General features: G+C 65.8%; 27 protein-coding genes. 9 read left to right on the top strand and 18 right to left on the bottom strand.

Going from position 1 to position 25181, the window contains the following annotated elements; all coding sequences use genetic code 11:
- Positions 1 to 36: 36 nt before the first annotated feature.
- Positions 37 to 744: a head GIN domain-containing protein gene (locus V6U71_RS02125; RefSeq protein ID WP_411340779.1), complete on the bottom strand. Its 708-nt coding sequence runs from the start codon at positions 742 to 744 to the stop codon at positions 37 to 39.
- A 43-nt stretch (positions 745 to 787) separates the two neighbouring features.
- Positions 788 to 1552 (bottom strand): head GIN domain-containing protein, encoded by a 765-nt coding sequence (locus V6U71_RS02120; protein WP_411340778.1) that lies wholly within the window; start codon positions 1550 to 1552, stop codon positions 788 to 790.
- Positions 1553 to 1715: 163 nt separating this feature from the next.
- On the opposite strand from V6U71_RS02120, the gene V6U71_RS02115 reads away from it, so the two are divergent.
- From V6U71_RS02115 to V6U71_RS02095, 5 genes are all read left to right on the top strand, one after another.
- Positions 1716 to 2192 (top strand): GreA/GreB family elongation factor, encoded by a 477-nt coding sequence (locus V6U71_RS02115; RefSeq protein WP_411340777.1) that lies wholly within the window; start codon positions 1716 to 1718, stop codon positions 2190 to 2192.
- On the top strand, positions 2189 to 2368 hold the full coding sequence (locus V6U71_RS02110) for a hypothetical protein (protein ID WP_054724496.1): 180 nt from the start codon (positions 2189 to 2191) through the stop codon (positions 2366 to 2368). The genes V6U71_RS02115 and V6U71_RS02110 overlap by 4 nt, the downstream gene beginning before the upstream one ends.
- Before the next feature lie 6 nt (positions 2369 to 2374).
- Positions 2375 to 3547 carry an NAD(P)/FAD-dependent oxidoreductase gene (locus V6U71_RS02105; RefSeq protein ID WP_411340776.1) on the top strand — a complete coding sequence of 391 codons (1173 nt, stop codon included), beginning with the start codon at positions 2375 to 2377 and terminating at the stop codon, positions 3545 to 3547.
- 148 nt (positions 3548 to 3695) lie between these two features.
- Positions 3696 to 5528 carry a DEAD/DEAH box helicase gene (locus V6U71_RS02100; protein ID WP_411340775.1) on the top strand — a complete coding sequence of 611 codons (1833 nt, stop codon included), beginning with the start codon at positions 3696 to 3698 and terminating at the stop codon, positions 5526 to 5528.
- A gap of 101 nt (positions 5529 to 5629) precedes the next feature.
- Positions 5630 to 6616, top strand: coding sequence for a quinone oxidoreductase family protein (locus V6U71_RS02095; RefSeq protein WP_411340774.1), 987 nt, complete (start codon positions 5630 to 5632; stop codon positions 6614 to 6616).
- Between the two features lie 28 nt (positions 6617 to 6644).
- On the opposite strand, the gene fghA is transcribed toward V6U71_RS02095, so the two are convergent.
- The 5 genes from fghA to V6U71_RS02070 form a co-directional block, all read right to left on the bottom strand.
- Positions 6645 to 7493 carry an S-formylglutathione hydrolase gene (gene fghA, locus V6U71_RS02090; protein WP_411340773.1) on the bottom strand — a complete coding sequence of 283 codons (849 nt, stop codon included), beginning with the start codon at positions 7491 to 7493 and terminating at the stop codon, positions 6645 to 6647.
- Positions 7490 to 7993, bottom strand: a complete 504-nt coding sequence (locus V6U71_RS02085) for a prolyl-tRNA synthetase associated domain-containing protein (protein ID WP_411340772.1) — start codon at positions 7991 to 7993, stop codon at positions 7490 to 7492. Before V6U71_RS02085 ends, fghA begins: the two co-directional genes overlap by 4 nt.
- A 12-nt stretch (positions 7994 to 8005) precedes the next feature.
- Positions 8006 to 8386, bottom strand: coding sequence for a VOC family protein (locus V6U71_RS02080; RefSeq protein WP_054588964.1), 381 nt, complete (start codon positions 8384 to 8386; stop codon positions 8006 to 8008).
- Between the two features lie 54 nt (positions 8387 to 8440).
- Positions 8441 to 9301: a formyltetrahydrofolate deformylase gene (gene purU / locus V6U71_RS02075; protein ID WP_054724484.1), complete on the bottom strand. Its 861-nt coding sequence runs from the start codon at positions 9299 to 9301 to the stop codon at positions 8441 to 8443.
- Between the two features lie 71 nt (positions 9302 to 9372).
- Positions 9373 to 10485, bottom strand: a complete 1113-nt coding sequence (locus V6U71_RS02070) for an S-(hydroxymethyl)glutathione dehydrogenase/class III alcohol dehydrogenase (protein ID WP_411340771.1) — start codon at positions 10483 to 10485, stop codon at positions 9373 to 9375.
- A gap of 100 nt (positions 10486 to 10585) precedes the next feature.
- Between V6U71_RS02070 and V6U71_RS02065 the strand changes: the two genes are divergently transcribed.
- On the top strand, positions 10586 to 11479 hold the full coding sequence (locus V6U71_RS02065; protein ID WP_411340770.1) for a LysR family transcriptional regulator: 894 nt from the start codon (positions 10586 to 10588) through the stop codon (positions 11477 to 11479).
- A gap of 27 nt (positions 11480 to 11506) precedes the next feature.
- Here V6U71_RS02065 and V6U71_RS02060 read toward each other — a convergent pair whose 3' ends face one another.
- The 8 genes from V6U71_RS02060 to V6U71_RS02025 form a co-directional block, all read right to left on the bottom strand.
- On the bottom strand, positions 11507 to 11821 hold the full coding sequence (locus V6U71_RS02060; RefSeq protein ID WP_137868563.1) for a hypothetical protein: 315 nt from the start codon (positions 11819 to 11821) through the stop codon (positions 11507 to 11509).
- A 147-nt stretch (positions 11822 to 11968) separates the two neighbouring features.
- Positions 11969 to 13348 (bottom strand): L-serine ammonia-lyase, encoded by a 1380-nt coding sequence (locus V6U71_RS02055; RefSeq protein ID WP_411340769.1) that lies wholly within the window; start codon positions 13346 to 13348, stop codon positions 11969 to 11971.
- 173 nt (positions 13349 to 13521) lie between these two features.
- Entirely contained in the window at positions 13522 to 14136 is a 615-nt protein-coding gene (locus V6U71_RS02050) for a superoxide dismutase (RefSeq protein WP_411340768.1), read from the bottom strand.
- Between the two features lie 242 nt (positions 14137 to 14378).
- On the bottom strand, positions 14379 to 15947 hold the full coding sequence (locus V6U71_RS02045; RefSeq protein ID WP_411340767.1) for a cisplatin damage response ATP-dependent DNA ligase: 1569 nt from the start codon (positions 15945 to 15947) through the stop codon (positions 14379 to 14381).
- A complete protein-coding gene (locus V6U71_RS02040) occupies positions 15944 to 16957 on the bottom strand; it encodes a ligase-associated DNA damage response exonuclease (protein ID WP_411340766.1) in 1014 nt (337 codons plus the stop codon). Before V6U71_RS02040 ends, V6U71_RS02045 begins: the two co-directional genes overlap by 4 nt.
- The gene (locus V6U71_RS02035; RefSeq protein ID WP_411340765.1) at positions 16957 to 18384 is read right to left on the bottom strand and encodes a UdgX family uracil-DNA binding protein; all 1428 of its coding nucleotides are present in this window, start codon (positions 18382 to 18384) and stop codon (positions 16957 to 16959) included. Before V6U71_RS02035 ends, V6U71_RS02040 begins: the two co-directional genes overlap by 1 nt.
- Positions 18381 to 19631, bottom strand: coding sequence for a putative DNA modification/repair radical SAM protein (locus V6U71_RS02030; protein ID WP_411340764.1), 1251 nt, complete (start codon positions 19629 to 19631; stop codon positions 18381 to 18383). The genes V6U71_RS02035 and V6U71_RS02030 overlap by 4 nt, the downstream gene beginning before the upstream one ends.
- A gap of 45 nt (positions 19632 to 19676) precedes the next feature.
- Entirely contained in the window at positions 19677 to 21152 is a 1476-nt protein-coding gene (locus tag V6U71_RS02025; protein ID WP_411340763.1) for a sensor histidine kinase, read from the bottom strand.
- A gap of 250 nt (positions 21153 to 21402) precedes the next feature.
- Between V6U71_RS02025 and V6U71_RS02020 the strand changes: the two genes are divergently transcribed.
- Positions 21403 to 22194: a response regulator gene (locus tag V6U71_RS02020; RefSeq protein WP_411342295.1), complete on the top strand. Its 792-nt coding sequence runs from the start codon at positions 21403 to 21405 to the stop codon at positions 22192 to 22194.
- A gap of 205 nt (positions 22195 to 22399) precedes the next feature.
- Here V6U71_RS02020 and V6U71_RS02015 read toward each other — a convergent pair whose 3' ends face one another.
- Positions 22400 to 22954 (bottom strand): sigma-70 family RNA polymerase sigma factor, encoded by a 555-nt coding sequence (locus tag V6U71_RS02015; protein WP_411340762.1) that lies wholly within the window; start codon positions 22952 to 22954, stop codon positions 22400 to 22402.
- A gap of 142 nt (positions 22955 to 23096) precedes the next feature.
- Entirely contained in the window at positions 23097 to 23501 is a 405-nt protein-coding gene (locus V6U71_RS02010) for a BLUF domain-containing protein (protein ID WP_411340761.1), read from the bottom strand.
- A 168-nt stretch (positions 23502 to 23669) separates the two neighbouring features.
- Between V6U71_RS02010 and V6U71_RS02005 the strand changes: the two genes are divergently transcribed.
- Both V6U71_RS02005 and V6U71_RS02000 read left to right on the top strand, forming a co-directional pair.
- Positions 23670 to 23924, top strand: a complete 255-nt coding sequence (locus V6U71_RS02005; protein ID WP_054724460.1) for a NepR family anti-sigma factor — start codon at positions 23670 to 23672, stop codon at positions 23922 to 23924.
- Positions 23924 to 24574 (top strand): sigma-70 family RNA polymerase sigma factor, encoded by a 651-nt coding sequence (locus tag V6U71_RS02000; RefSeq protein WP_411340760.1) that lies wholly within the window; start codon positions 23924 to 23926, stop codon positions 24572 to 24574. The genes V6U71_RS02005 and V6U71_RS02000 overlap by 1 nt, the downstream gene beginning before the upstream one ends.
- A gap of 278 nt (positions 24575 to 24852) precedes the next feature.
- Here the strand turns inward: V6U71_RS02000 and V6U71_RS01995 are convergent, their stop codons facing one another.
- Complete coding sequence (locus V6U71_RS01995) at positions 24853 to 25146, bottom strand: hypothetical protein (RefSeq protein ID WP_054588984.1); 294 nt, start codon at positions 25144 to 25146, stop codon at positions 24853 to 24855.
- Between the last annotated feature and the right edge of the window lie 35 nt (positions 25147 to 25181).

The raw sequence follows: 25181 nt of genomic DNA, 5'->3' as shown, positions 1-25181 counted from the left end.
GTCCGCAACCGGTCGCCACCGGCCCCTCGACCGAACCTATTTCCCCGGTCCGCAGGTCACCGACCCGCTGCCGACGTTGCGCACCGTACAAGCGGGCCGGCCGAGCACCACTGTCTTGCCGATGCCGCGCGTCGTGACCGCCGCGGTCTTGACCGCGTTCAGCACGTGATCGCCGGCGCCTTCGCTGTCGCTGATCAGTTCGTCGACCGCGAGCTTGCCGGCATCGACCGCCCCGGCGCCCGACAGCGTCATCTGCGCCTGCTTGGCGCGGCCGCCGAGCGTCATCGATCCGTTGCCGACCATCGCGACCGACAGCCGGTCGGCGTCGACCTCGCCCACCATGACCTGTCCCGGCCCGCGCAGCCCGATCATCACGCGCGCCCCCTTCAGCTTGTCGATCCGCAGCGACCCCGCGCCGCCGAGCATCGCGGTGCGCAGGTTGGCTGCGTTGACGCGAACCGTCACCGCGCCCTCGGGCGAGCGGCGCTTATCATCGCCGGCGAACTGCTTTTGACCGATGACCAGCTTGCCGTCGCGCGTCTCGAGCGTCAGGCGGTCGAGCGCCTGCTGCGATCCGCTCGCCACCGCGCTGACCGGCGCGCGCGTCGTCACCTCGACCGCAACGTCGGCATTGACCTCGATCGCCTCGAAGCTGGTGAGGCCATAGCGCTTTTCCGCCGCCGAAGCGGGGACAGCAAGGAGGACGGCGGCCGTCAGCGCGGCCCATCGCATCGTCAGGGTCATGCTGCCGTCCTAGCCCGTTCGCGCGGGCCGCACCAGCGCTCCGTCAGGTGCAGGTCGCGGTGCCCGATCCGATCTGGCTTGTCTTGCAGGTCGCACCGCCCCGCAGCTTGACGTCGCCCGACCCGAGGATGCTGATATCGGCGCTGCCGGTCGCCTGCGCGTCGACACTGCCCGATCCCGCGATCGAGATATCGAGCGTATCCGCGACAAGTCCCTCCGCATCGATATCGCCCGATCCGGTAATGCTCACGTCACCCGACCCGATCGTCCCGCCGCCGACCTCGATATCGCCCGAACCCGACAGGGTCAGCTTGGCGCTTTTGCCGGTGAGTTTCCCAACCTTGAGATCGCCCGATCCGGTAAGCACCGCCTTCACCGCATCGCCGTCGATCGTGTCGGCGTCGATCGATCCCGATCCGGTCAGCCGGACGCCGTCCAGCTTCGGCATCGTGATCGTAATGTCGACATCGTCGTCGTCGCGGCTCGAAAAGCTGAAGCCCTCGCGCTTGCGCCCGATCACCAGCGTCGTGCCGTCGAGCTTGATCTCGAGCCGGTCGAGGATCGCCTTCGGCCCCTTCGCGCTGATCGAGAAGGCGTCCCCCTGGCGAATGGTGACGTCGTCGGGGCCCGCGACTTCGACCCCGGTAAAGCCGGTCAGCGAATAGTTTTGCGTCGTGACCGGCCCGGCGTCGGCTGTCCCGGCCGTCGGGCTACCGTCCTGCCGCTTGCCTTCCTTGCCGGCGCCGCTGCAGCCCGTGACGATTAAGGTCAGGGCCAGCGGCAAAATCGCCATCGTCCGGTTACGCATCGCAAATCTCCGCAAAATTTCCTTTGTGTATTGCCTATGTAACACACATGGGAAATGCTGTCCAGCCGCGCTGCCTTCTTGTCGCCACCTTCGCGGGCCAGAGGGGTGGACAGCGCCGCCCGTCGCGCGCATCTTTCCCCTTTTCCAGCCTGAAAGCCCGGTCATGAGCGTAGCCTTTCGCCGCGAGAGCGACGACGAGCACAAGGAACCCGAATATGAGCTGCCGATCCCGGTCGGCCCCAATCTGGTGACCCCGCGCGGGCTGCGCCTGCTCGGCGAAGAAGTCGCGCGCATCGAGGCCGCCATTGCCGCCACCGAAGCCGAGGAGGAGCGCAAGAAGCTCCAGCGCCGCCTGCGCTATTTCCACACCCGCCACGCGACCGCGGAGGTGCAGCCCGCGCCCGGCGACGCGGTGGTGGCGATCGGCAGCCGCGTGACCTTTACGCTGAACGGCGGCGAACGCAGCCTGACCGTCGTCGGCCATGACGAAGCCGATCCGGCGCGCAGCCACATCGCCTTTTCCGCCCCGCTCGCCCGCGCGCTGATGGGCGCCGAAGTCGGCGAGACACTCGAATATCAGGACCGCGAGGATGCGATCGAGATCGTCGCGACGCGGGCCGACCCGGAGGTACAGGCATGAAGGACAAGTTCGAACGCCACAAACAGCCGTGGACCGCCGCCGAAATCGACAAGCTGCACACGCTCGCCAAAAAGGGCATGGCGCTGAAAGCCATCGCCAAGGCGCTGACGCGCAGCGAGGAATCGGTGAAGGTTCGCGCCAAGGCCGATGGCCTGTCGATCGCGAAGCTGCACTAGGCTCGCATGACCGCCCCCGATTATGATGCCATCGTGCTGGGCGCCGGCGCGGCGGGGCTGATGTGCGCCGCGGTCGCGGGGCAAAGGAGGAAGCGTGTCCTGCTGCTCGACCATGCCGAACAGGTCGGCAAGAAGATCCTGATCTCGGGCGGCGGGCGCTGCAACTTCACCAACATTCACACCGCCCCCGACCGCTTCCTCTCGGCCAACCCGCATTTCGCCAAATCGGCGCTCGCGCGCTACACGCCCGCCGATTTCCTTGCGCTCGTCGAGCGCCACGGCATCGCTTATCACGAAAAGACGCTCGGCCAGCTCTTCTGCGATGGCTCGGCAAAAGCGATTGTCGCGATGCTGCTCGACGAAGCCGACAAAGCCGGGGTCGATGTCCGCACCGGCCAGCCGGTAAACGACGTGACGCATGCCGACGGCAAGTTCACGGTCCGCTTCGGCGACCAGAGCTTCGCCGCTCCGGCGCTGGTCATCGCGACCGGCGGCCCGTCGATCCCGAAGATGGGCGCGACCGGCTTCGCCTATGATCTCGCCCGCCAGTTCGGGCTCAAGGTCGTCGAACCGCGCCCTGCCCTCGTCCCGCTGACGCTCGGCGGCGACGATGTGCTGTTCCGCGACCTCTCGGGCGTCGCGACGCCGGTCGAGGCGCGCGCGGGCAAGGCGGCCTTTCGCGAAGCCGCGCTCTTCACCCACAAGGGTCTCTCCGGCCCGGCCATTCTCCAGATCAGCAGCTATTGGCGCCACGGCGAGCCCGTGACGATCGACTTCCTGCCCGACGCACCGCAAGGCTGGCTGACCGAAGCGAAACGCGCACGGCCGCGCGCGACGCTCGCCTCGGTGCTCGCTCTCCCCGACCGCCTCGCGCAAACCCTTGCCGACCGCCTCGCGCTGCCCGGCGAACTCGGCGCGTTGACCGACCGCAAGCTCGCCGAGGCCGAGGCCCGTCTGGCGCGCTGGCCCTTCCGCCCCAACGGCACCGAGGGCTTCGCCAAGGCCGAGGTCACCGTCGGCGGAATTTCGACCGCAAACCTGTCATCGCAAACAATGATGGCCAAAAGCGTTCCGGGGCTCTATGCGGTCGGCGAAGCCGTGGATGTCACCGGGTGGCTGGGCGGCTATAATTTTCAATGGGCTTGGGCCAGCGGACACGCGGCGGGCCAGGCCCTTTAGGAAAAACCCACATATTTCCTCGTCATGCTGGACAGGTTTCAGCATCCACGACCCAATTGTTCGGACTCGGGCATCAGACCTGAATCGAATCCCGGGCGGCGAAGAACCAGACGACGGCGACTTTGCCGCACAGGATAAGAAGAACAAAATGCCTTTCGAACACCTCTCGCCCGTCCTTGCGGACGCCCTCACCGCGCGCGGCTATGAAGCGCTCACCCCCGTCCAGACGCATGTCACCGAAGCCGAGGCCAAGGACCGCGACCTGCTCGTCTCCGCGCAGACCGGCTCGGGCAAGACCGTCGCCTTCGGCCTCGCGATGGCCGATCAGCTCATCGAGGATGGCCGCCTGCCCTTCGCCACCTCGCCGCTCGCGCTGATCGTCGCACCGACGCGCGAGCTGGCCTTGCAGGTCAGCCGCGAACTCGGCTGGCTCTATGGCAAGGCCGGCGCGCGCATCGCGACCTGCGTCGGCGGCATGGACGCCAGCAAGGAACGCCGCGCGCTGAATCAGGGCGTGCAGATCGTCGTCGGCACGCCGGGACGCCTGCGCGACCATCTCGAACGCGGCGCGCTCGACCTCTCGGCGCTACGCGTCGCGGTGCTCGACGAGGCCGACGAGATGCTCGACATGGGCTTTCGCGACGACCTTGAGGAAATCCTCGACGGCACCCCGGAAACGCGCCGCACGCTCCTGTTCTCGGCGACGCTTCCGAAACCGATTGTCCAGCTCGCCAAACGCTACCAGCGCGATGCGCTGCGCATTTCCACCGTCGGCGAAGATCGCGGCCATGGCGACATCACCTATCAGGTCGTAACCGTCGCCCCCGCCGATATCGAAGGCGCCGTCATCAATCTGCTCCGCCTCCACGAAGCCGAAACCGCGATGCTGTTCTGCGCGACGCGCGACAATGTCCGCCGCCTCCACGCCAGCCTCGTCGAGCGCGGTTTCGCCGCCGTCGCGCTGTCGGGCGAGCACAGCCAGAACGAGCGCAACCATGCGCTGCAGGCGCTGCGCGATCGCCGTGCGCGCGTCTGCGTCGCGACCGACGTCGCGGCGCGCGGTATCGACCTGCCGACGCTCAGCCTCGTCATTCATGTCGAAATCCCGCGCGATGCCGAAGCGCTCCAGCACCGGTCGGGCCGCACCGGCCGCGCCGGCAAAAAGGGCACTGCGGTACTCATCGTTCCCTATCCGCGCCGCCGCCGCGTCGACGGCATGCTGCGCGGCGCGCGCATCAACGCCGAATGGATGGAGGCTCCGACGGCCGCCGACGTCCGGCAGAAGGATCAGGAACGGCTGATCGAGAAACTGCTCGCGCCCGTCGAGCATGAGCCCGAAGATCTTGAACTCGCCGAGCGCCTGATGGCCGAGCGCACCCCCGAAGATATCGCCGCCTCGCTCGTCCGCGCGCACCGTGCACTGATGCCGCCGCCCGAGGATCTGCTCGACAACAGCCCACGCGGCCGCGAGCGGCCCGAACGCGGCGAGCGCGGTGAGCGGTTCGAGCGCCCTGAACGCGGCAGCGCCGACCGCCGCGATGGTTTCGAGGACAGCGTCTGGTTCCGGCTCAATATCGGCCGCCACCAGAATGCCGATCCGCGCTGGATCCTGCCGCTGCTGTGTCGCCGCGGCCATGTGAGCAAGAACGAGATCGGCGCGATCCGCATCGGTCCCAAGGAAACGATGTTCAACATCCCGCGCGGCATCGCCGACCGGTTCATCGAAGCCGTGCAGCGCAGCGCCAATGCCGATGGCGAGGACGACAGCGGCGTCGCGATCACCCCCGCACCCGACGGCCCCACCTATCCGCCGCGCCGCGACAAGGGCGGACGCGATGGCGCCCCGCGCAACACGCTGGGCCGGGCGCCGGGCGGTGACCGTGCCGGCCCGCGCGGACCGCGTGGCCCCGGCGGCCCGGGCGGCAACGAACGCTACAAGCCCAAGCCCTACGGCCAGCGCAGCCCGCGCCGCCCGAAATAAGGCTGATATCGCCTCCTCCCTTCGGGGAGGGGCTTTCATCGCGTAACCCTTGCACTCCCCTGCCCGGCCCACCAGATGGATCGGACAGCAGGAGCGCGCGCATGAAAGCGATCGAAGCCTTTATCGAAAGCCAGGGCGGACCCGAGGTCATTGACTGGCGCGAGGTGACGCTCGGCGAACCCGGTCCCGGGCAGGTGCTGCTCCGCCAGACCGCCGTCGGCCTCAACTATCTCGATACCTATCACCGCGACGGCACTTACCCGGTGCCGCTGCCGAGCGGCCTCGGGGTCGAATCGGCGGGCGAGATCGTTGCGGTCGGCGAAGGCGTCCATGGCCTCCGGCCCGGCGACCGCGCCGCGACCTTCGGTCCCGAACGCTCCGCCTATGCCAGCGCGCGGCTCGTCGGCGCGGCCTCGCTGTTCAAACTGCCCGCGGGCATCGATGACGAAACCGCGGCCGCAGCGTTGCTCAAGGCGTGCACGGTCGAGATGCTCGTCGAACGCTGCGCCAGGGTCGAGGCCGGCTGGCCGGTGCTCGTCCACGCCGCCGCCGGCGGCGTCGGGCTGATCCTCGTCCAATGGTTGAAGGCGGTCGGCGCCACGGTGATCGGCACCGTCAGCACCGAAGCGAAGGCGCACGCCGCGCGCGAAGCCGGCGCCGATCATGTGCTGATGTACAAGAGCGACGATGTCGCGGCGCATGTTCGCGAGATCACCGATGGGCAGGGCGTTCCCGTGACCTTCGACGGCATCGGCATGGCGACGTGGGATGTGTCGCTGAAAGCCACCGCGCGGCGCGGGCTGATCGTCAGCTATGGCAATGCCGGCGGCCCGGTGACCGGCGTCAACCTCGGCATCCTCGCCCAGCATGGCTCGCAGTTCGTCACCCGTCCGACGCTGTTCGACTATTACCACCTGCCCGGCGAACGCGCCGCGGGCGCCGACCGGGTATTCGAAATGATCGCATCGGGCGCGGTGAAGGTCACCGTCGGCCAGCGTTATTCGCTCGAAGATGCGGCGCGCGCGCACGCCGATCTGCAGGCCGGACGCACGACGGGGTCCAGCCTGCTCATTCCCGAGCACAATTAAGCCCCTCCCGCCTGCGGGAGGGGAGCAATCACGCCTTCAACCGCGCCGCATGCCAGGCGACATGCTCGCCGAGGAAGGTCGAGATGAAATAATAGCTGTGGTCGTACCCCGGCTGCATCCGGATTTCGGCCTTTTGCCCCGCGCGCTCGCATGTTTCGACCAGCAATTCGGTCTTCAGTTGCTCGGCGAGGAAATTGTCGGCGTCGCCCTGATCAACGAGCAGGTCGGGCACCCGCGCCCCGCCCTCGATCAGCGCGCAGGCATCGTAAACGCGCCATGCTTCGCGGTCATCGCCAAGATAGTTGCCCAGCGCCTTTTCGCCCCACGGGCATTGCAGCGGCGCGACGATCGGCGAGAAGGCCGACACCGACCTGAAACGATCAGGAGTGCGCAATGCGACGGTCAACGCGCCATGCCCGCCCATCGAGTGTCCGGTGATCCCCTGCCGCGTCATGTCGGCCGCGGCGAATTCGCGCAGCACCAGCGACGGCAGCTCGTCCTCAACGTAAGAGCGCATGCGATAATTGGCGGCCCAGGGTTCCTCGGTCGCATCGACGTAGAAACCGGCGCCCAGCCCGAAATCCCACGCCGCTTCGGGATCGTCGGGAACCCCCTCGCCGCGCGGGCTGGTATCGGGCGCGACGAAGATGATGCCATGCTCGGCGCAGGCGGCGCGATACTCGCCCTTTTCCATCACATTGGCGTGGGTGCAGGTCAGCCCCGACAGATACCAGAGCACCGGCAGCTTCGCGCCCTCTTCGTGGTCGGGGACAAAGACCGCAAAGGTCATGTCGGTGCCGGTCGTCGTGCTCTTGTGCTTATAGACGCCCTGCGTGCCGCCGTGGCTGCGGTTGGTCGAGAGAGTTTCGATGGTCATGGGACTTCCTGCATGGGGATGGATGCGACGAGCGGGTCATGGCCCCAGTGACGCAGCAGATCGAGGATCGCCGCGCCCGAAAGGCCGAGCGTCGCGGTGTTGCGGAGCGGGTGGACGTTGACCTGTCCGGCCGGCGCCAGCGTCGCATCGAGCACGACGGTGATGCTGCCCGGCGGCGCGTTGATCGCGGCCATCGGGGTCACCGATCCGGGCGCGATGCCGAGCAGCCGTTCCATATCCTCGGCCTTGCCGAAGCTGACGCGCTTGCTGCCGATCGCCGCGGGCAGCGCCTTCAGATCGACGCGCGCGTCGGACGCGACGGTGACCAGCCAATAGGCCCCGCCATTATCCTTCAGGAACAGGTTCTTGGTGTGCGCGCCCGCCATGACGCCATAAAGTTCTTCGCTGTCGGCCACGGTGAACAGCGGCTTGTGCTCATGCTCGACGAAGGGGATCGCAAGCGATTGAAGGTCGGATCGCAATCCCGCTTCGCCACGCATTAATTCATTTCCTCAAACGACGCGGTGCAGCGCGCACAGCTTGTTGCCCGACGGATCGCGCAGATAGGCGAGATAGAGCTGGCCGAACCCGCCTTCGCGGATGCCCGGCGGATCTTCGATCGAGGTGCCGCCGTTGGCGACGCCCGCATCGTGCCAGGCCTTCGCCTGCTCGGGCCCTTCCATCGCAAAGCCGATCGTGCAGCCATTGCCGACCGTTGCCGGTTCGCCGTCGATCGGCGTGCCGACGAGGAACAGCCCGCCATTGTGCATATAGATCAGGCGCCCCTTGTCGTCCTGGATCGCCGGCTTGCCGCCGATCGCCTGGAAGGTCGCATCATAGAATTTCTTCGCGGCTTCGAGGTCGTTCGCCCCGACCATATTGTGACTGTACATCGCCTTTGCTCCTCCGGTTTTGGTTGCGAATCGGAACCTATCCTGCCCGCGTGCCTAACGGAAGACCACGGTCTTGCGGCCGTCGATCAAAACCCGCTGTTCGGCGACCCAGCGCACCGCGCGGGCCAGCACCTGCGCCTCGGTATCGCGGCCGATGCGGATCAGTTCGTCGACGCTGTCGCGATGATCGACGCGCTCGACCGCCTGTTCGATGATCGGCCCTTCGTCGAGATCGCTCGTCACGAAATGCGCCGTCGCGCCGATCAGCTTGACCCCGCGCTCCTGCGCCCGGTGATAGGGTTTCGCGCCCTTGAAGCCCGGCAGGAAGCTGTGATGGATGTTGATGCAGCGCCCCGACAGCTTGCTCGACAAATCCTGCGACAGCACCTGCATGTAGCGCGCCAGCACCAGATATTCCGCCCCGCCGCGCGCCATGATGTCCAGGATCGCCGCCTCTTGGCTTTCCCGGTTCGCGTCGCTGACCGGCAGATAATGGAACGGCACGCCATGCCATTCGGAAAGCCGTCGCTGCGCCTCGTGGTTCGACACGACGCCGACGATGTCGATCGCGAGATTGCCCGTCGACCAGCGGTGGAGCAGGTCGTTGAGGCAGTGGCTGCCCTGCGACACGGCGATCACGAAGCGCGGCTTGACCGCCGCATCGCTCAGCCGCGCGTCCATCGCGAAGCGCGCGATGACCGGCGCGAACGCCGCCTGCACCCCCGCAAAGTCGGCGGGAAAACGCTCGCCCGCGCCGCGAAACTCGACGCGCATGAAAAAGCGCCCCGAATCGAGGTCGGCATATTGCTGGCTGTCGAGGATGAAGCCGTCGCGTTCCGCGAGCAGCCCCGTCACCGCGGAAACGATGCCGACCGCATCGACACAGCTGAACGTCAGGACATAAGGTCCGGTCACATCGTCACTCCCTCACCCGTCTTCCGCCGTGGCGCATGGCGGAAGAAGGGCGTGGCGGGAAGGCGAAATCGTCAGAAAACGACGACGCTGCGGATGCTCTCGCCGGCATGCATCAGGTCGAAGCCCTTGTTGATCTCTTCCAGCCCCATGACATGGGTGATCATCGGGTCGATCTCGATCTTGCCGGTCATGTACATGTCGACGATCTTCGGCACGTCGGTGCGGCCCTTGGCGCCGCCGAACGCGGTGCCGCGCCAGTTGCGGCCGGTGACGAGCTGGAACGGGCGCGTCGCGATTTCCTTGCCCGCTTCGGCCACGCCGATGATGATCGAGGTGCCCCAGCCGCGGTGGCAGGCTTCGAGTGCGGTGCGCATCACCTCGGTATTGCCCGTCGCGTCGAAGGTATAATCGGCGCCGCCGTCGGTCAGTTGTACGATCGTCGCGACGACATCCTCGCGGCTCATGCCTTTGGTGTTGAGGAAGTCGGTCATGCCGAACTTGCGGCCCCATTCCTCGCGGTCGGGGTTGATGTCGACGCCGATGATCTTGTCGGCGCCGGCAAGCCGCGCGCCCTGGATCACGTTGAGCCCGATACCGCCGAGCCCGAAGACGACGACATTGTCGCCGACCTGCACCTTCGCGGTGTTGATCACCGCGCCGACCCCGGTGGTCACGCCGCAGCCGATGTAGCAGCTCGACTGGAACGGCGCGTCCTCGCGGATCTTGGCGACCGCGATTTCGGGCAGCACGGTGAAGTTCGAGAAGGTCGAGCAGCCCATATAGTGGAAAATCGGCTGTCCCTTGTACGAAAAGCGCGTCGTGCCGTCGGGCATCAGCCCCTTGCCCTGCGTGGCGCGGATCGCGGTGCAGAGGTTGGTCTTGCCGCTGAGGCAGCTTTTGCACTGGCGGCATTCGGGGGTGTAGAGCGGGATCACATGGTCGCCGGGCTTCACGCTGGTAACGCCCGCGCCGACCTCGCGCACGATGCCAGCGCCCTCATGCCCCAGCACGCTCGGAAAGATGCCCTCGCTGTCGAACCCGTCGAGCGTATAGGCGTCGGTGTGGCAGATGCCCGTCGCCATGATCTCGACCAGCACCTCGCCCGCCTTCGGGCCTTCGAGGTCGAGTTCGACGATTTCGAGCGGCTTCTTCGCTTCGAACGCAACGGCGGCGCGGGTCTTCATGGGGAGCACTCCTTGCGAGAAATTGATTGCGCCCGCTGTACACCGATCCAAAGCACGATAAAGGGGCCAATCGGCAATATATTATCCCAAAGGTGAGATAATGGGCGCATGGGAGGGCATCGACGAGATCGTCGCGATCGCCGACGCGGGCAGCTTCGTCGCCGCGGCGGCGCGACTCGGTACCTCGACCTCGCACATCAGCCGCGCGGTGATCCGCCTCGAAAACCGCATCGGTGCGCAGATCTTCGTGCGCACGACGCGCCGCGTCGTCCCCACCCCTGCGGGCCGCACGCTGATCGAACAGTTCCGCGGCCTCATCGCCGCGCGCAACGATGCGCTGTCGGCGGTCAGCGACGATGGCGCGCCGCGCGGCGAAGTGCGGATGACCTGCTCGATCGCGATGGGCGAGCGCTTCGTCGCGCAGATCGCGCGCGATTACGCCTTCGCCTTTCCCGATGTGACGGTGACGCTCGAACTCACCAATCGCGTCGTCGACCTGCTCGCCGAGGGCTTCGACCTCGCGATCCGCACCGGCACGCTGCCGGATTCGGGGCTGGTCGCGACGCGCATCGCCTCGCGCAGCCTCTATCTCTGCGCCGCGCCCGCCTATCTCGCGCGCGCCGGGACGCCCGCGTCGATCGACGACCTCGCGCGCCACGAATGCCTGCTCGGCACCGCCCCCGCCTGGCACTTCCGCGCGCAGGGCAAGGAAATCACCCACCGCCCCGCCGGCCGCTGGCGCTGCAACAGCGGCACCGCGGTCACCGAAGCCGCGCTCGCGGGCCATGGCGTCTGCCAGCTTCCCGATTTCTATGTGATGCCGCATCTGCAAAGCGGCGCGCTCGTCTCGCTCCTCGACCCGCTCCGCCCGCAAGAGGAGCCGATCTGGGCGGTCTATCCGCAGCGCCGCCACCTGCTGCCGAAGGTGCGGTTGCTGATCGACAAATTGCGCGAGGAGTTGCCCGGGGCGTTGCAGCGGAGTGAAGCGGCGTAACGCGAGGAAATATTGGTCGAACGAAACTCAATATCCGCTTTGCCAGCGCTCATTCTCAAGTTCGTCGAGATTTCCGGCAGCCAGATTCTCCATCAAGCTAATCAGTTTCTCGCGAGACAAACCCTTCATGTGTCGGGGTTCATCGTCACTTTCGACGTTCTCGAAGGCGACATATCCACCGTGGGATATACTAAGACCCCACTCGCTTTCGTGCACTACAGAGACGGCGACATGTTCCGTATCGTCTAGCCGCTCTTCTAACTCATCAAGCAATTCGGAGAAAATGGACGGTGACGGATCGCGCTGCGATGCCCCGTAACGATGATAGACGAAGAAGCTCATTCGACGAGGCTAGCGTGTTCCAGCACCAGTGCAACCGAGGCTTTCACGCCTTCGTCATCCCGGACTTGATCCGGGATCCACTATTCCGGCGCTGGCGTGAATGGACCCCGGATCAAGTCCGGGGTGACGAAGGAAGAAGCGTAGTCCTCAACACTCCACCACACTAACCGCCAGTCCGCCCTTCGACGTTTCCTTATATTTATCCCGCATATCGCGGCCGGTTTGCAGCATCGTCGCGATCACCGTGTCGAGGCTCACCACATGCGTGCCGTCGCCGATCATCGCGATGCGGCTGGCGTCGATCGCCTTGATCGCGCCCATCGCGTTGCGTTCGATGCACGGGATCTGGACCAGCCCTCCAATGGGATCACAAGTAAGGCCGAGGTTATGTTCCATGCCGATCTCGGCGGCATTCTCGACCTGCGCGTTGGTGCCGCCGAGCGCCGCGGTCAGCCCCGCCGCCGCCATCGAACAGGCGACGCCGACCTCGCCCTGGCAGCCGACCTCGGCACCCGAGATGCTGGCGTTGCGTTTATACAGCGCGCCGACCGCGCCCGCCGCGAGCAGGAAGGTGCGCACCCCGGCGGCGTCGCCGCGATAGCCGCGGCGGTAGAAGCGGATCACCGCGGGGATGATCCCCGCCGCGCCGTTGGTCGGCGCGGTCACGACCTTGCCGCCCGCAGCATTTTCCTCGTTCACCGCCATCGCCCACAGGTTGATCCAGTCCATCATCGCGAGCGGGTCGATCAGATTGGTCTCGTGGCGGTTGCGGATGTCGTCGGCGATCTGCGGCGCGCGGCGCTTGACCTTGAGCCCCCCGGGCAGAATGCCCGTGCTCGAACAGCCCGCATCGATCGAGGCATCCATCGCCTCGGCGATCGCATCGATACCCGCCGTCACCTCGTTCGGCGGGCGGTGACGTACTTCGTTGGCGAACATCATTTCGGCAAAGCTGAGGCCCGACGCCTTGCCCATCGCGATCAAGTCGGCGCCCGAGGTGAAGGGATAGGGCAGTTCGACCTCATCCTCCGCCCCGCGGCTGTTGCGTCCCGCCTCGTCCTCGTCGACGACGAAGCCGCCGCCGATCGAGAAATACATGCGCTTCGCCAAAATCTCGCCGTCGCCGTCGCGCGCGGTGAAGCTCAGCGCATTGCTGTGGAACGGCTGGCGCTGGCGCATCTGGAAATGCAGGTCGCTTTTCGGCAGGAAGCGCACCCGCTGCCGGCCGAGCAGATAGATAAAGCCCTCGCTCTCGGCACGATCCCAATGCGCCTTGATCGCGGCAAGGCTGGTCGAGGCGGGAATTTCGCCCGCCAGCCCCGCGACCACCGCGGTGTCGGCGGCGTGCCCCTTCCCGGTCAGCGCGAGCGACCCGTAAAGGTCGGCTTCGACATGGACGGTCTTGGTCAGCAAAGCCTGCTCGTCGAGCCAGACGGTGAACCGCCGCGCGGCGACCATCGGCCCGACGGTATGCGAGCTGGAGGGACCGACACCGATTTTGAAGAGTTCGAACAGGCTGATCGTCATGGCGGCCCTATAGGCGGATCGCGATCATCGGGATAGGTCCAAGCGCATGAACACTCGGGGTCCTCGCTGGCGCGCAGCGATGGCGGAGGGGCCGCGACGTGGCGCCATTACCCCTCCGTCAGCGCTTCGCGCTGCCACCTCCCCATGCCTGCGGCACAGGGAGGATCATCGGCTTACGCCGGATAGGTCCAGGTCGTATCGCGCGCCAGATTCTCGGCCGCGAAATCCCAGTTCAGCAGTTCGTCGACCACCGCATCGACATAGGCCGGGCGCAGGTTCTTGCGGTCGATATAATAGGCATGCTCCCACACGTCGATGACGAGCAGCGGCTTGATGCCCGCGGTCAGTTCGGTCCCCGCATCATGCGTGTCGGTGACCGACAGCGTGCCGTCGCGCGAGACGAGCCACGCCCAGCCCGAGGCGAAATGGTTGACGGCGGTTTCCTTGAGCTTCTTCTTGAGCTCGTCGAGCGAGCCGAAATCGCGGTCGATCGCGGCGGCAAGGTCGCCCGCGGGCGTGGTCTTCGACGGGCTCAGGCTTTCCCAATAGAAAGCATGGTTCCACGACTGCGCCGCATTGTTGAACAGGCCCTTGTTGCCCGACCCTTCGGCGTGGTGAACGATCTCTTCGAGCGGCTTGTCGGCGAGGTCGGTGCCTTCGATCGCGGCGTTGACCTTGTCGACATAGGCCTTGTGGTGCTTGCCATGATGCGTCGCCAGCGTGTCGGCCGAAATATGCGGCTCCAGCGCGTCCTGAGCATAGGGGAGAGGAGGATGGGCGATCGTCATGACAGTCTCCATTTTTTCTTGGCGGTTTGCGGCGTTAAACTCGTGATCGCCTAGCCGGGTTGCAAGGCCGTGACGCGGAATTTTTCTTTGGATAATCGATAGATTTCCCACGCATTGGCTTCTGCCGACGCATATACTCTTTCGTCATCCCGGACTTGATCCGGGATCCACCGGCGACGCTGGCTGAATGGATCCCGGATCAAGTCCGGGATGATGAGGCAAAAGAGGCTAGGGTCAGGACCCTACGTCACCATCGCCTGCAGCGTCGCGAGCCGGTCGGCCTCTTCGGCGGGCTTGTCGCGGCGGATACGCGCGATGCGCGGAAAACGCATCGCCAGCCCCGATTTGTGGCGCTTGCTGCTGTGGATCGAATCGAACGCAACCTCGAGCACCAGCGACTTTTCGACCTCGCGCACCGGGCCGAAGCGGTTCAGCGTGTTGTCGCGGACGAACTTGTCGAGCCACTTCAACTCCTCGTCGGTGAAACCCGAATAGGCCTTTCCCACCGGCAGCAGTTCACCCGCGTCGGACCAGCAGCCGAAGGTATAATCCGAATAGAAGCTCGCGCGGCGCCCGTTGCCGCGCTGCGCATACATCATCACGCAATCGGCGGTGAGCGGGTCGCGCTTCCACTTGTACCACAGCCCGGCGCGGCGCCCCGCCACATAGGGTGCGTCGCGGCGCTTGAGCATCACCCCTTCGATCGCCGCATCGCGCGCGCCCGCGCGGCGTTCGGCGAGGTCGTCGAAATCCTTCGCGTCGATCACCTGCGACAGGTCGAAATGGCTGGTCGCGAGGCGCGGGACGAAGGCCTCCAACTGCCGCCGCCGCTCGGTCCATGGCAGGGCGCGCAAATCGTCGCCATCGACGCCAAGCAGGTCATAGACGCGCACGAACGCGGGATATTCGGTGAGCATCTTCTTCGACACCGTCTTGCGCCCGAGCCGCTGTTGCAGCGCGTTGAAGCTCGCCGCCTCGCCGCCCTGCACCTCGCCGCGCACGAGCAGTTCGCCGTCGATCACCGCCTCCTGATCGAAGGCGGCGATCAGCTCGGGGAACGCCGCGCTGATCTCCTCGCCACCGCGGCTGTAGATGCGCGTCTCGCTGCCCCCGCGGACAATTTGCACGCGGATGCCGTCCCATTTCCATTCGGCGGCATAGTCGGCAAGGTCGATGCTCTCCTCCTCGAGCGGATGCGCGAGCATGAAGGGACGGAAGAAAGCAACGTCCTTAAGGTCCGGCCGCTCGGACCGCCCCTCGCCCCACGCGAAGAGCGGCGCATAAGGCGGCGGGATCGCGTGCCACAGCTCCTCGACATCGTCGACGGGCACGTCGAACGCTTGCGCAAACGCCTGCTTCGCGAGCCGCGCCGACACCCCGACACGCATTCCGCCCAAGGCCAGTTTGAGCAGCGCATAGCGCCCGTCGGCATCGAGCCGGTCGAGCAGGGATGCAACGACCGCGGGCGCATCGCTGCGGCTGGTTGCCGCCAGCGCATCGACCGCCTCCGATACGCTGAGGTCGGCTTTCTTCCCGGGCGCGTCGGGCCACAGCAGCGCCGCCGTCTCGGCGGTGTCGCCGACGAAATGGCGCGACAGGCGGAACAGTTCCTCGTCGACCCGCGTCGCGAGCAAGGCCCGCACGGTCCCCGCCTTCACCGCCGGAAAGTCGAGACTCTCGGTCAGCGCCGCGATCGCCCAGCCGCGGTCGGGATCGGGCGTATGGCGCAGATAATCGACGATCAGCGCCAGCTTCGAATTACGCGAACGCGTGTAGATCAGCCGGTCGATCAGGGCCGCGAAGCGCTTCACGCCTCTTCCTCCAGATCGCGACCGACGAGGTGCAGCGCGCGCGCCCTGCGCTGGGTGAGTTCGCACCAGCGCAGCAGGCCGTCCTCACTGCCGTGGGTGATCCAGCTCTCCTTCGGGTTCACCTCCGAAATCGTCGTCGTCAGCTCGTCCCAGTCGGCATGGTCCGAAATGACGAGCGGCAGTTCGACCATCCGCTGCCGCGCGCGCTGGCGCACGCGCATCCAGCCCGACGCCATCGCGGTCACCGGATCGGGCAGCCGCCGCGACCAGCGGTCGTTCAGCGCCGAGGGCGGCGCGAGGACGATCTGCCCTGCCATTTCTGCCTTGTCGGTTTCCGAAACGAGCCGCAGTTCGCCAAGGTCGACCCCGTGCAGCGCATAAAGCTGGCACATGCGCTCGAGCGCGCCGTGGATATAGATCGGCGCGTCCCACCCCGCGCCGCGCAGTTCGGCGATCACCCGCTGCGCCTTGCCGAGCGCGTAAGCGCCGACAAGCACCGAGCGATCGGGCTCGGCGCGCACCGCGCCGATCAGCTTGGCGATCTCGTCGGCCGTCGGCGGGTGACGGAATACCGGCAGGCCGAAGGTCGCCTCGGTAACGAAGATATCGCACGGCACCACCTCGAACGGCGCGCAGGTCGGGTCGGCACGCCGCTTGTAGTCGCCGGTAACGACAATCCGTTCGCCCGCATATTCCATCAATATCTGCGCGCTACCGAGCACATGCCCGGCGGGATGGAAGCTGAAGCGCACCCCGCCGCGTTCGAAGCCGTCGCCATATTCATACGCCTGATTATGGCTCGCCTCGACATCGACGCCATAGCGCAGCGCCATGATCGCCAGCGTCGCGGGCGTCGCGAAGACCGCGCTATGGCCGCTGCGCGCATGGTCGGCGTGACCGTGGGTCACAGCGGCGCGCTCGACGGGGCGCGAGGGGTCGATCCACAGGTCGGCGGGCTTCACATAGATGCCGCCCGGGTGCGGCTCGATCCAGGTCTTCGTCTTCGCCATCAGGCGGTGAGTTTCCGCGCCAGCGCCAGATCGGCGACGAACATCTTGCGCTCCTCGGCCGCGCGCTCGCGGTCGGGCAGGCGCAGCAGGAAGGAGGGATGGATCGTCGCGATCAGCTTCGTGCCCCCGGCCAATTCGTGCACCGCACCGCGCATCGACTTGATGCTCGCGCTTTTCCCTGTCACCCCGCGCAGCGCGCTCGCACCGAGCGTGACGATCAGCTCGGGCTGGACGAAGGCACGCTCCTTGTCGAGCCACCAGCGACAGATATCGATTTCGCCCGTCGTCGGATTCTGGTGCAGCCGCCTTTTGCCGCGCGGCTCATACTTGAAATGCTTGACCGCATTGGTGAGGAACAGCCGCCGCCGGTCGAGCCCCGCCTCGTCGAGCGCCGCGTCCAGCACCTGCCCCGCGGGGCCGACGAAGGGCCGCCCTTGCAGATCCTCCTGATCGCCCGGCTGCTCGCCGACGACCATGATACGCGCCGCCGCCGGCCCCTCGCCCGCCACGCCCTGCGTCGCGTTGCAATAGAGCGGGCAGCGCGTGCAGCGATCGACCGCGCGCGCGACGTCGCCCAGCGTCTTCACATCGTCGTCGAGGAGCAATTCGTCGGGCACGCGCGTCCGCCATTTGTCGGTCAACGGGTTCGCAAGCGAAACGGCGGCCTCGCGCATGCGTTCCACCCGCGCTTCGGCGCCCGCGAGCAACGGCGCGATATCCTGCGCTTCGGGCAGGTTTTTCCAGTATTTCTTCGGCATCTCGGCGCGCATCGCGTCGATCTTCACCCGCGCCGGGTTGAAGATGGCGCCATAATAGGTACGCCACTGGTCCTCGACGACATCGCTGTCGGGCACGTCGTTCTTCGTCCCGCCCGGGCCATAGCTCAGCGTCTCGCCTTGCCAGATCGCGCGCGCATCGGGGGTCAGGATCGCCCAGTCCATCCCGTAAAAGCGGCGCTGAAAGAAAGGCGCGGTGAAGCGCAAGATGCGATGCGTCGGCTCGAACCACGCCGCAAAGCTTTCGCGGCCCGCTTCCTCGCCCAGCCGCCGGAAGCGGACGAAGGCATGCATCTTGTGGACGTCGCGGCGGATCGCCTTGTCGGCGCCCCGCAGCCAGGCGACCTCGGCGTCGGTCGTCCGCGCGAGCAAATGCCGGTCGTGCAACACGCGCCAGACAAGCCGATAAAGCCGTGCCGGCACTTCCGGATCGCGGTGACAGATGACGCGTTCGGCGATCTCGACCAGCTCGCGCGGCAGGCTGAGCTGCCCCACCGGCGCCGCCGCAACCGCATCGCCGAACAGCGACGCGCCCTCCGCGCTGCCGCGCCAGCTCACCTCGTCCGGCGCCACGCCGCCGGCGAGCAGCCCGCGCGCCGCGCGCCGCCATTCGGCAAAATCGCCTGGCTCCGTCAGGACCACCTCCCTCACAGCGCGAGCGCCAGTTGTTCCGCCGGCGGCGCGAAGTGCGCGCGCAGGTCGGCGCTGTCGGTAAGCTTGCCCGGCCGCCAGTCGGGGGTGACGATGAAGGGCAGCAGCTTCTTCACCGACGCCGTCAGTCTGGCGAGGTCGCCGAGCCTGAGCTTGCCCAGCCGCCGCGCCGCGACGATCCGGTCGACCGCCTTCGTTCCCAGCCCCGGCACGCGCAGCAGCAACTCGCGCGGCGCGCGGTTGATGTCGACCGGAAAGGCCTCGCGCCGCTGGAGCGCCCAGGCGAGCTTGGGATCGATCGCCAGATCGAGCATACCTCCGCTCGCGCCTTCCATGATCTCGGCGCGCTCGAAACCGTAAAAGCGCAGCAGCCAGTCGGCCTGATACAGCCGGTGTTCGCGCATCAGCGGCGGCCGCACCGGCGGCAGGTCGCTGCTCGCGTCGGGGATCGGGCTGTACGCCGAATAATAGACGCGGCGGAGCTGGTACCCCGAATAGAGGTTCGTCGCGGTCTGCAAGATATCGTCGTCGCGCGCGGCATCGGCGCCGACGATCATCTGCGTCGATTGTCCCGCCGGCGCGAAGCGCGGCGGTTTCGCCTTGCCGATCAGCCGGCTCTTCGCCGCGTCGATCGCATCGGATTCGCCGACGCGCACCGATGCCATCGTCTTGCGGATCGTCGCGGGCTTCTTCTCGGGCGCGAAACTTTGCAGGCCGGCCTCGGTCGGCAGTTCGACATTGGTCGAGAGACGATCGGCATAGAGCCCCGCCAGCGCGATCAGCCCCGGGTCTGCGCCCGCGATCGTCTTCAAGTGAATATAGCCCTGAAAGCGATGCTCTTCGCGCAGGATGCGCGCGACCTCGACGAGCTGCTCCATCGTATAATCCTCGGAGCGGATGATGCCCGACGACAGGAAGAGCCCCTCGATATAGTTGCGCTTGTAGAAATCGAGCGTCAGCCGCACGACCTCCTGCGGGTTGAAGCGCGCCCGCTCGACATTGCTCGACGCGCGGTTGATGCAGAAGCGGCAGTCGTAGATGCAGAAATTGGTGAGCAGGATCTTGAGCAGCGAGATGCAGCGTCCGTCGGGAGCATAGCTGTGGCAAATGCCCATGCCCTCGGTCGAACCAATCCCCTTCGTGCCCGTCGAGTCGCGCGTCACCGTTCCCGAGGACGCGCACGACGCATCATATTTGGCCGCGTCCGCAAGCACGGCGAGCTTTTCCAGAATCGGCTTGGTCGACATGTCCCGTGTCTAGCATGGAACAAAGAAAGAACAAAATAACCTGGGTTAGGCGTCGCGCCACTTTGCCGGGAGCGCGATATCGACGACCAGCCCGGTCGGCTCCCAGCGCCGTTCGATCGTGCCGCCCAGATTGTTGCGGACGCTGCGCTCGATCAGCAGGGTGCCGAAGCTGGTGCGGGTCGGCTCGACGACCTCCGCGATACCGCCCGTCTCGGACCAGTGGAGGCGGAACAGCCGCGGCTCGGCACCTTCCTCGTCCTGCGTCCAGCTCACCTCGACGCGCCCGTCGTCGCCGGTCAGCGCCCCATGCTTGACCGCGTTGGTCGCGAGCTCGTTGAACAGCAGCGCCATCGCAACAAGGGCATTTTCGGGGAGCAGCAGGTCGGGGCCGGTCCAGCGGATGCGCGGAAACGCCGCTTCGACCTCGCGCATCAGCGCATGCATCGACCCGGTCATGAAATTGGCGCCGAGCAGGACATTCTGCGCGCGGTTGAGCGCGTCGAGGCGGCTGCTGATTCGCTCGACATAATCGTCGACATCGGTCGCCGAATGGCGGGTGAGCGAGATGATCGCGCTGACCGTAGCGAACAGGTTGCGCATCCGGTGGTGCAGTTCGCGCATCAGCAGATTGGCATTTTCCTGCCGGCTCTTCTGCTCGGTGATGTCGATGCTCACCCCGGTCAGCAGCGCCTCGTCGGCGCGGACGTCCCAATCGCCGCGGACGCCGACCCAGCGCACGCCGCGTTCGGGATGGACGATGCGATATTCGGTCGCATAGGGCGCGCCGTTTGCGACCGATTCCTCCAGAATCGCGCGCACCTGCTCGCGGTCGTCGGCGTGCAGCCGCTCGAAGAAGCCGTCGATCGTCGTCAGCGCCTCGCGATAGTCGCCGCCCCAGAGTTCGGCCACCGCGCCGCGCCAGCGGATTTTGCCATCGCGGGCATCATATTGCCAGGTCGCGATACCCGAAAAGTCGAGCGCGCGTTCGAGCATGTGCCGGGCATCGTCGCGCTCGGCCGCGATGCGGCGCAGGTCGGCCTCGGCCATGACGATCGCCGCAAGGTCCTCCAGCCGGGTCAATTCGGCGGTGTCCAGCATCGCGCGCTCCTTGCGATCGATGAGGCACAGGGTGCCGAGCACCGTCCCGTTATAGGCGCGCAGCGGCACGCCGGCGTAGAAACGGATGAACGGGTCGCCGGTAACCAGCGGATTGTCGCGAAACCGCGCATCGCCAAGCACATCGGTGACGATCAACGGTTGCTCGTCGGCAACGACGAACTGACAAAAACTGATGTCGCGGGACGTTTCGGCGACGTCGAGGCCATAGGCCGACTTGAACCACTGGCGACAGTCGTCGACGAGCGAGACGAGGGCGATCGGGGCATCGAAAAGGTCGGCGACGAGCTTGGTCACCCGGTCGAAGGCCTGCTCGGGCGGGGTATCCAGCAGGCGATATTCGCGCAGGGTATCGAGCCTCAGCCGTTCACGCTGTGTCGCATCGCCCTCCCCTGCATCTGCCAAGATTTTCCCCTCTGCGCCGGTTGACGGCTTATCGCCAATTTGTCCCCCGGGGCGCTCTGCCATGAATCTGGTCCCTAAAAAAGCCTGAAGGCCAAAAACGCAGGAAAGTCGCACCTTTCCATCCGCTTACGGCATTGCTTTATTGCGTCCCGGCTGACTCTACGCATCGCGGACCGACTGGTTGCAGCAAAAAACGGGAACCGCTTCCCCCGCGCCGCGTATGCATTGTTCAAGAGGGAGCATGCTGATCATGACATTGGGCGAAGAAATCCGCGGACACCTGCCGTTCCTGCGCCGCTACGCGCGCGCGCTGACCGGTAGCCAGCAGCATGGCGACAATTTCGTTCACACGACGCTGGAGGTGATCGTCGCCGCGCCCGATGAATTCAGCGCCGGCAACGGCACGCGGATCGATCTCTACCGCAACTTCCACCGCATCTGGGAAAGCGCCTATATCGACGACGGCGAAGGCGACGACGAAGAGGATATGCTCGTCCGCAACGCCAACCGCCGCCTCGCGGCGATCACCCCGCTCGGCCGCCAGATGCTCCTCCTCACCGCGCTTGAAGGCTTCTCGGTCGAGGAAACGGCGATCATCACCGGCGCCGACAACGACACGGTCGAATCTTTGCTCGCCGATGCGGTGGGCGAGATCGACCGCGAATCGCGGACGTCGGTGCTGATCATCGAGGACGAACCGCTGATCGCAATGGAACTCGAATCGATCGTCCGCGGGCTTGGTCACGACGTCGCGGGCATCGCGACCACGCATGAGGATGCCGTCGCGGCATTCGAGGCGACCGATGCCGGCCTCGTCCTCGCCGATATCCAACTCGCCGACGGATCGTCGGGGATCGACGCGGTACAGGATATATTGGCGCGGGCGCCGGTGCCGGCAATTTTCATCACCGCCTTTCCCGAACGCCTGCTCACCGGCCACCGCGTCGAACCGACCTTCCTGATCTCGAAGCCGTTCCGCGAAAATACCGTCCGCGCGGCGATCAGCCAGAGCCTGCTGTTCACTCCGCAGCTCGCGGCCTGATCCAGGGTCCGGACGGTATCAGCCTGCTCCGAAGCCAAGTCGGCATTGGGGTGGGGAGCGGGCGTTCGTTTGCTCCCATTCGTCATCCCGGACTTGATCCGGGATCCATCGCCGCGCTGAAGTCATGGACCCCGGATCAAGTCCGGGGTGACGATGATGGATGAGGAAACTCCCAGCCGTTAACCGCCATTCCAGCTACGCAAACTCAGTCGCCGGCCGGGCCGTTCGCAGTCAGATGGTCGACGTCGTCCATGATCGCGCGAAAGACGTCGCTCGACGGCAGCACGTCACCGCTGCGCAGCGGCATCGTGCCGCTTTCGAGGATGGCGTGCAGCGCGGTGCGCGCCCGCGACACGCGGCTTTTCATCGTCCCGACCGCGCAACCGCAAATCTCGGCGCCTTCTTCATAGCTGAGGCCGCCGGCGCCGATCAGCACCAGCGCCTCGCGCTGGTCGACGGGCAGCATCAGCAGCGCGCGCTGGACGTCGGCGAGATGCAGGCTGTCGTCCTGATCGTCGGGCGCGACAAGCATCCGTTCGGCCGCCATTTCGTCATAATCGGCGGTGAATTTCTTACGCCGCATCTGCGACAGGAAACAGTTGCGTAAAATGACGAAGGCCCAGCTTTTCATGCTCGATGGCCCCGGAATATATTGCGCACGCGCTTTCCACGCCTTCAGCATCGTTTCCTGCACCAGATCGTCCGCCAGATCGGCGTTGCCAGTCAGGCTGCGCCCGAACGCGCGCAGGTGCGGCAGCATCGCCGCCAGCTCATGCTTGAAGCTGTCGTCGTCGAGCGGTTGAGGTGTTAGGTCGCTGATAATATAGCCTTTGTTTGATTTGTTTCGGCAAAAATTCCTGTCCGGCTTAGCGCGTCGCGTCACCGATGCAACCGGAACCGCTTCAACCGTCTCCGCCCCGCCGGCCCAAAGCCATGAAATTGCTCATCATCCGTTCGTCCTGCGGATCGAGCCCGGCCCCGGCAGCGAGCCGATGCAAGGCGTCGTCATGACCGCTAAAATCCCCGGTGTAGAGCATCGACCATTCGGCAAAATCGCGCCGGTCGACATCGCGGCGGCGAATTTCGACCATCCCGCTATGACGCGCATCGTCACGGATCGTCCGGAGGCATGCTTCGACCTTGTCGGCCGGCCCTTCGAGAAGCTGCATGAAATTATGGCCGTTATAAATCAGCGCACCCGTCAGCCCGTCGCGCGCATTGTTGCGCTGGGCCTCACCGACGATTGCGGCAATCTCCTCTGCGCCGATCAACGGATCGGCGACGCTCACATAGATAACCGAAAGCAAGCGATGCTCCCCCGTCCTGTCCTTTGACAGGAAAATTGGCGACCCCTCGCCGCAGGCCTGAACACCCGCTTATCCCGAAATTAGGCAAACTGTTGTTTCTTGGCAACGCTTTCGTCGCAAAAAGAAAAAGTCGCGGGAACCTGACGCCCTTTCTGTCGTTGCTTCGGCATGGCTACGCACGGCAACAACAGGATCAACGGCAAGGGGCCCCCGCGCCCCGGCCCCGATGCGCCTCAGCGGGCGCAGGGCAGCTTCCCCGGCACGGGCAGCGACCAGTGGCACCGCACGCTGACCGGACGGCAGGCGCCCGAACCGGTGAGCGCCAAGCTGCGCATGATCTACGGCAACATCGTCGCCGAGCAATTGCCCGACAACATGCTCGATCTTCTTTCGCAGCTCGACCAGAAAAGCCCGAAACAATAATGGCTCTTCCCCAAGCCGCGCCGCAGTCGCGGGATGAAACGGACACGCCCTCCGATCCGCTCTCCGATCAGGAGTTCAAGACATTGCTCGCGGCCGTCATCCCGCATCTGCGCGCCTATGGCCGCAGCCTGTCGGGCAATCCGGATCTCGCCGACGACCTGACGCAGGATACGATGGTCAAGGCGTGGGCGTCGCGCGACCGGTTCGAGCGCGGCACCTCGATCAAGGCCTGGACCTTCGTCATCCTGCGCAATACCTTCCTGTCGCAGATGCGCCGCAACAAATTTCGCGGCGAATATGACGAAGGCGTTGTCGAACGGACGCTATCGACCCCGGCAGTGCAGGAGGATTCGGGCGAAATGGCCGACCTCCAGCGCGGGTTGATGGAATTGCCGCAGGACCAGCGCGAGGCGCTGATCCTCGTCGGCGCGGGCGGCATGTCCTATGAGGAAGCGGCAAATATCTGCGATTGCGCGCTCGGCACGATGAAAAGCCGCGTCTCGCGCGCCCGCGCCGCGCTCGAGGAGATCATGGCCGGCGGCCAGTTTTCGCGCAAACGCTCCGACGCCGCTCCGGCGAGCGAAGCGATGGCGGCGATCATGGACAGCGTCGAAATCATTACCGCGCGGCGCGAAGCCGAAAACCGCTGAACAGTTAGGGTCCGTACTCAATTACAGCGGCGTCGAGGCGCCCAAATGGCGAACAGGTCGGGCCGAAAGACGCGCCGGGAAGGCTGGTGGCCTTTCCAAGCGGCTTTCGGGCCGAGATGGAAGCCATTTGGGCGTCCCGAAGGGATTTGATCAAAATGGCCCATTGCTTCGTCGAGAAGGCTTGAAATATCGACATATTCCTTCGCCTTCGCTCCTCGCACTGGGCCATTTTGCTTCAAACCTCGACGCCGCTGTAATTGAGTACGGACCCTAGCGCGCTATTCGCCGAACAGACTTTCGACCGGATTGATGTCGGAGAAAGGCTCGTCGACATCCTGCCCCATCAGCCATAATTTGTGGCACGCGATGGTGAAGAACATCACCGCGATCGTCCAGACGATGATCGTCTTGATCACCTCCCAGCGCTTCGCCTCATAGGCCGCGCGGGCGCGTGCCTTGTGGTCGATGCCCAGCTCGCCCTCGAACTCGGCGATAAGCTGCGCGCGGCGGGTACGCGAAATGTTCGCGAGACTCGCGGCATGCTCATCACTCGTCGAACGGCGAGTCGCCATTGCAGACACCCTTGGCCCAGCTAATCGGATAGCAG

Source organism: Sphingopyxis sp. J-6 (genome assembly GCF_046603995.1).
In the GTDB taxonomy this organism is placed as follows: domain Bacteria; phylum Pseudomonadota; class Alphaproteobacteria; order Sphingomonadales; family Sphingomonadaceae; genus Sphingopyxis.
The sequence above is the reverse complement of the archived record's forward strand: the minus strand, read 5'-3'. Positions and strand labels throughout refer to the sequence as shown.

Bases quoted from the DNA above. Each gene is read 5' to 3' on its own strand.
- V6U71_RS02060 (WP_137868563.1), bottom strand. From the start codon at position 11,821: ATGAGCTTCTTCGTCTATCATCGTTACGGGGCATCGCAGCGCGATCCG.
- V6U71_RS02100 (WP_411340775.1), top strand. From the start codon at position 3,696: ATGCCTTTCGAACACCTCTCGCCCGTCCTTGCGGACGCCCTCACCGCG.
- V6U71_RS01995 (WP_054588984.1), bottom strand. From the start codon at position 25,146: ATGGCGACTCGCCGTTCGACGAGTGATGAGCATGCCGCGAGTCTCGCG.
- V6U71_RS02095 (WP_411340774.1), top strand. From the start codon at position 5,630: ATGAAAGCGATCGAAGCCTTTATCGAAAGCCAGGGCGGACCCGAGGTC.
- V6U71_RS02080 (WP_054588964.1), bottom strand. From the start codon at position 8,386: ATGTACAGTCACAATATGGTCGGGGCGAACGACCTCGAAGCCGCGAAG.
- V6U71_RS02085 (WP_411340772.1), bottom strand. From the start codon at position 7,993: ATGCGTGGCGAAGCGGGATTGCGATCCGACCTTCAATCGCTTGCGATC.
- V6U71_RS02055 (WP_411340769.1), bottom strand. From the start codon at position 13,348: ATGACGATCAGCCTGTTCGAACTCTTCAAAATCGGTGTCGGTCCCTCC.
- V6U71_RS02040 (WP_411340766.1), bottom strand. From the start codon at position 16,957: ATGGCGAAGACGAAGACCTGGATCGAGCCGCACCCGGGCGGCATCTAT.
- V6U71_RS02110 (WP_054724496.1), top strand. From the start codon at position 2,189: ATGAAGGACAAGTTCGAACGCCACAAACAGCCGTGGACCGCCGCCGAA.
- V6U71_RS02005 (WP_054724460.1), top strand. From the start codon at position 23,670: ATGGCTACGCACGGCAACAACAGGATCAACGGCAAGGGGCCCCCGCGC.
- V6U71_RS02065 (WP_411340770.1), top strand. From the start codon at position 10,586: ATGGGCGCATGGGAGGGCATCGACGAGATCGTCGCGATCGCCGACGCG.
- V6U71_RS02030 (WP_411340764.1), bottom strand. From the start codon at position 19,631: ATGTCGACCAAGCCGATTCTGGAAAAGCTCGCCGTGCTTGCGGACGCG.
- V6U71_RS02015 (WP_411340762.1), bottom strand. From the start codon at position 22,954: ATGCTGCCGCACCTGCGCGCGTTCGGGCGCAGCCTGACTGGCAACGCC.
- V6U71_RS02070 (WP_411340771.1), bottom strand. From the start codon at position 10,485: ATGAAGACCCGCGCCGCCGTTGCGTTCGAAGCGAAGAAGCCGCTCGAA.
- V6U71_RS02115 (WP_411340777.1), top strand. From the start codon at position 1,716: ATGAGCGTAGCCTTTCGCCGCGAGAGCGACGACGAGCACAAGGAACCC.
- V6U71_RS02125 (WP_411340779.1), bottom strand. From the start codon at position 744: ATGACCCTGACGATGCGATGGGCCGCGCTGACGGCCGCCGTCCTCCTT.
- V6U71_RS02000 (WP_411340760.1), top strand. From the start codon at position 23,924: ATGGCTCTTCCCCAAGCCGCGCCGCAGTCGCGGGATGAAACGGACACG.
- V6U71_RS02050 (WP_411340768.1), bottom strand. From the start codon at position 14,136: ATGACGATCGCCCATCCTCCTCTCCCCTATGCTCAGGACGCGCTGGAG.
- fghA (WP_411340773.1), bottom strand. From the start codon at position 7,493: ATGACCATCGAAACTCTCTCGACCAACCGCAGCCACGGCGGCACGCAG.
- V6U71_RS02120 (WP_411340778.1), bottom strand. From the start codon at position 1,552: ATGCGTAACCGGACGATGGCGATTTTGCCGCTGGCCCTGACCTTAATC.
- V6U71_RS02020 (WP_411342295.1), top strand. From the start codon at position 21,403: ATGACATTGGGCGAAGAAATCCGCGGACACCTGCCGTTCCTGCGCCGC.
- V6U71_RS02105 (WP_411340776.1), top strand. From the start codon at position 2,375: ATGACCGCCCCCGATTATGATGCCATCGTGCTGGGCGCCGGCGCGGCG.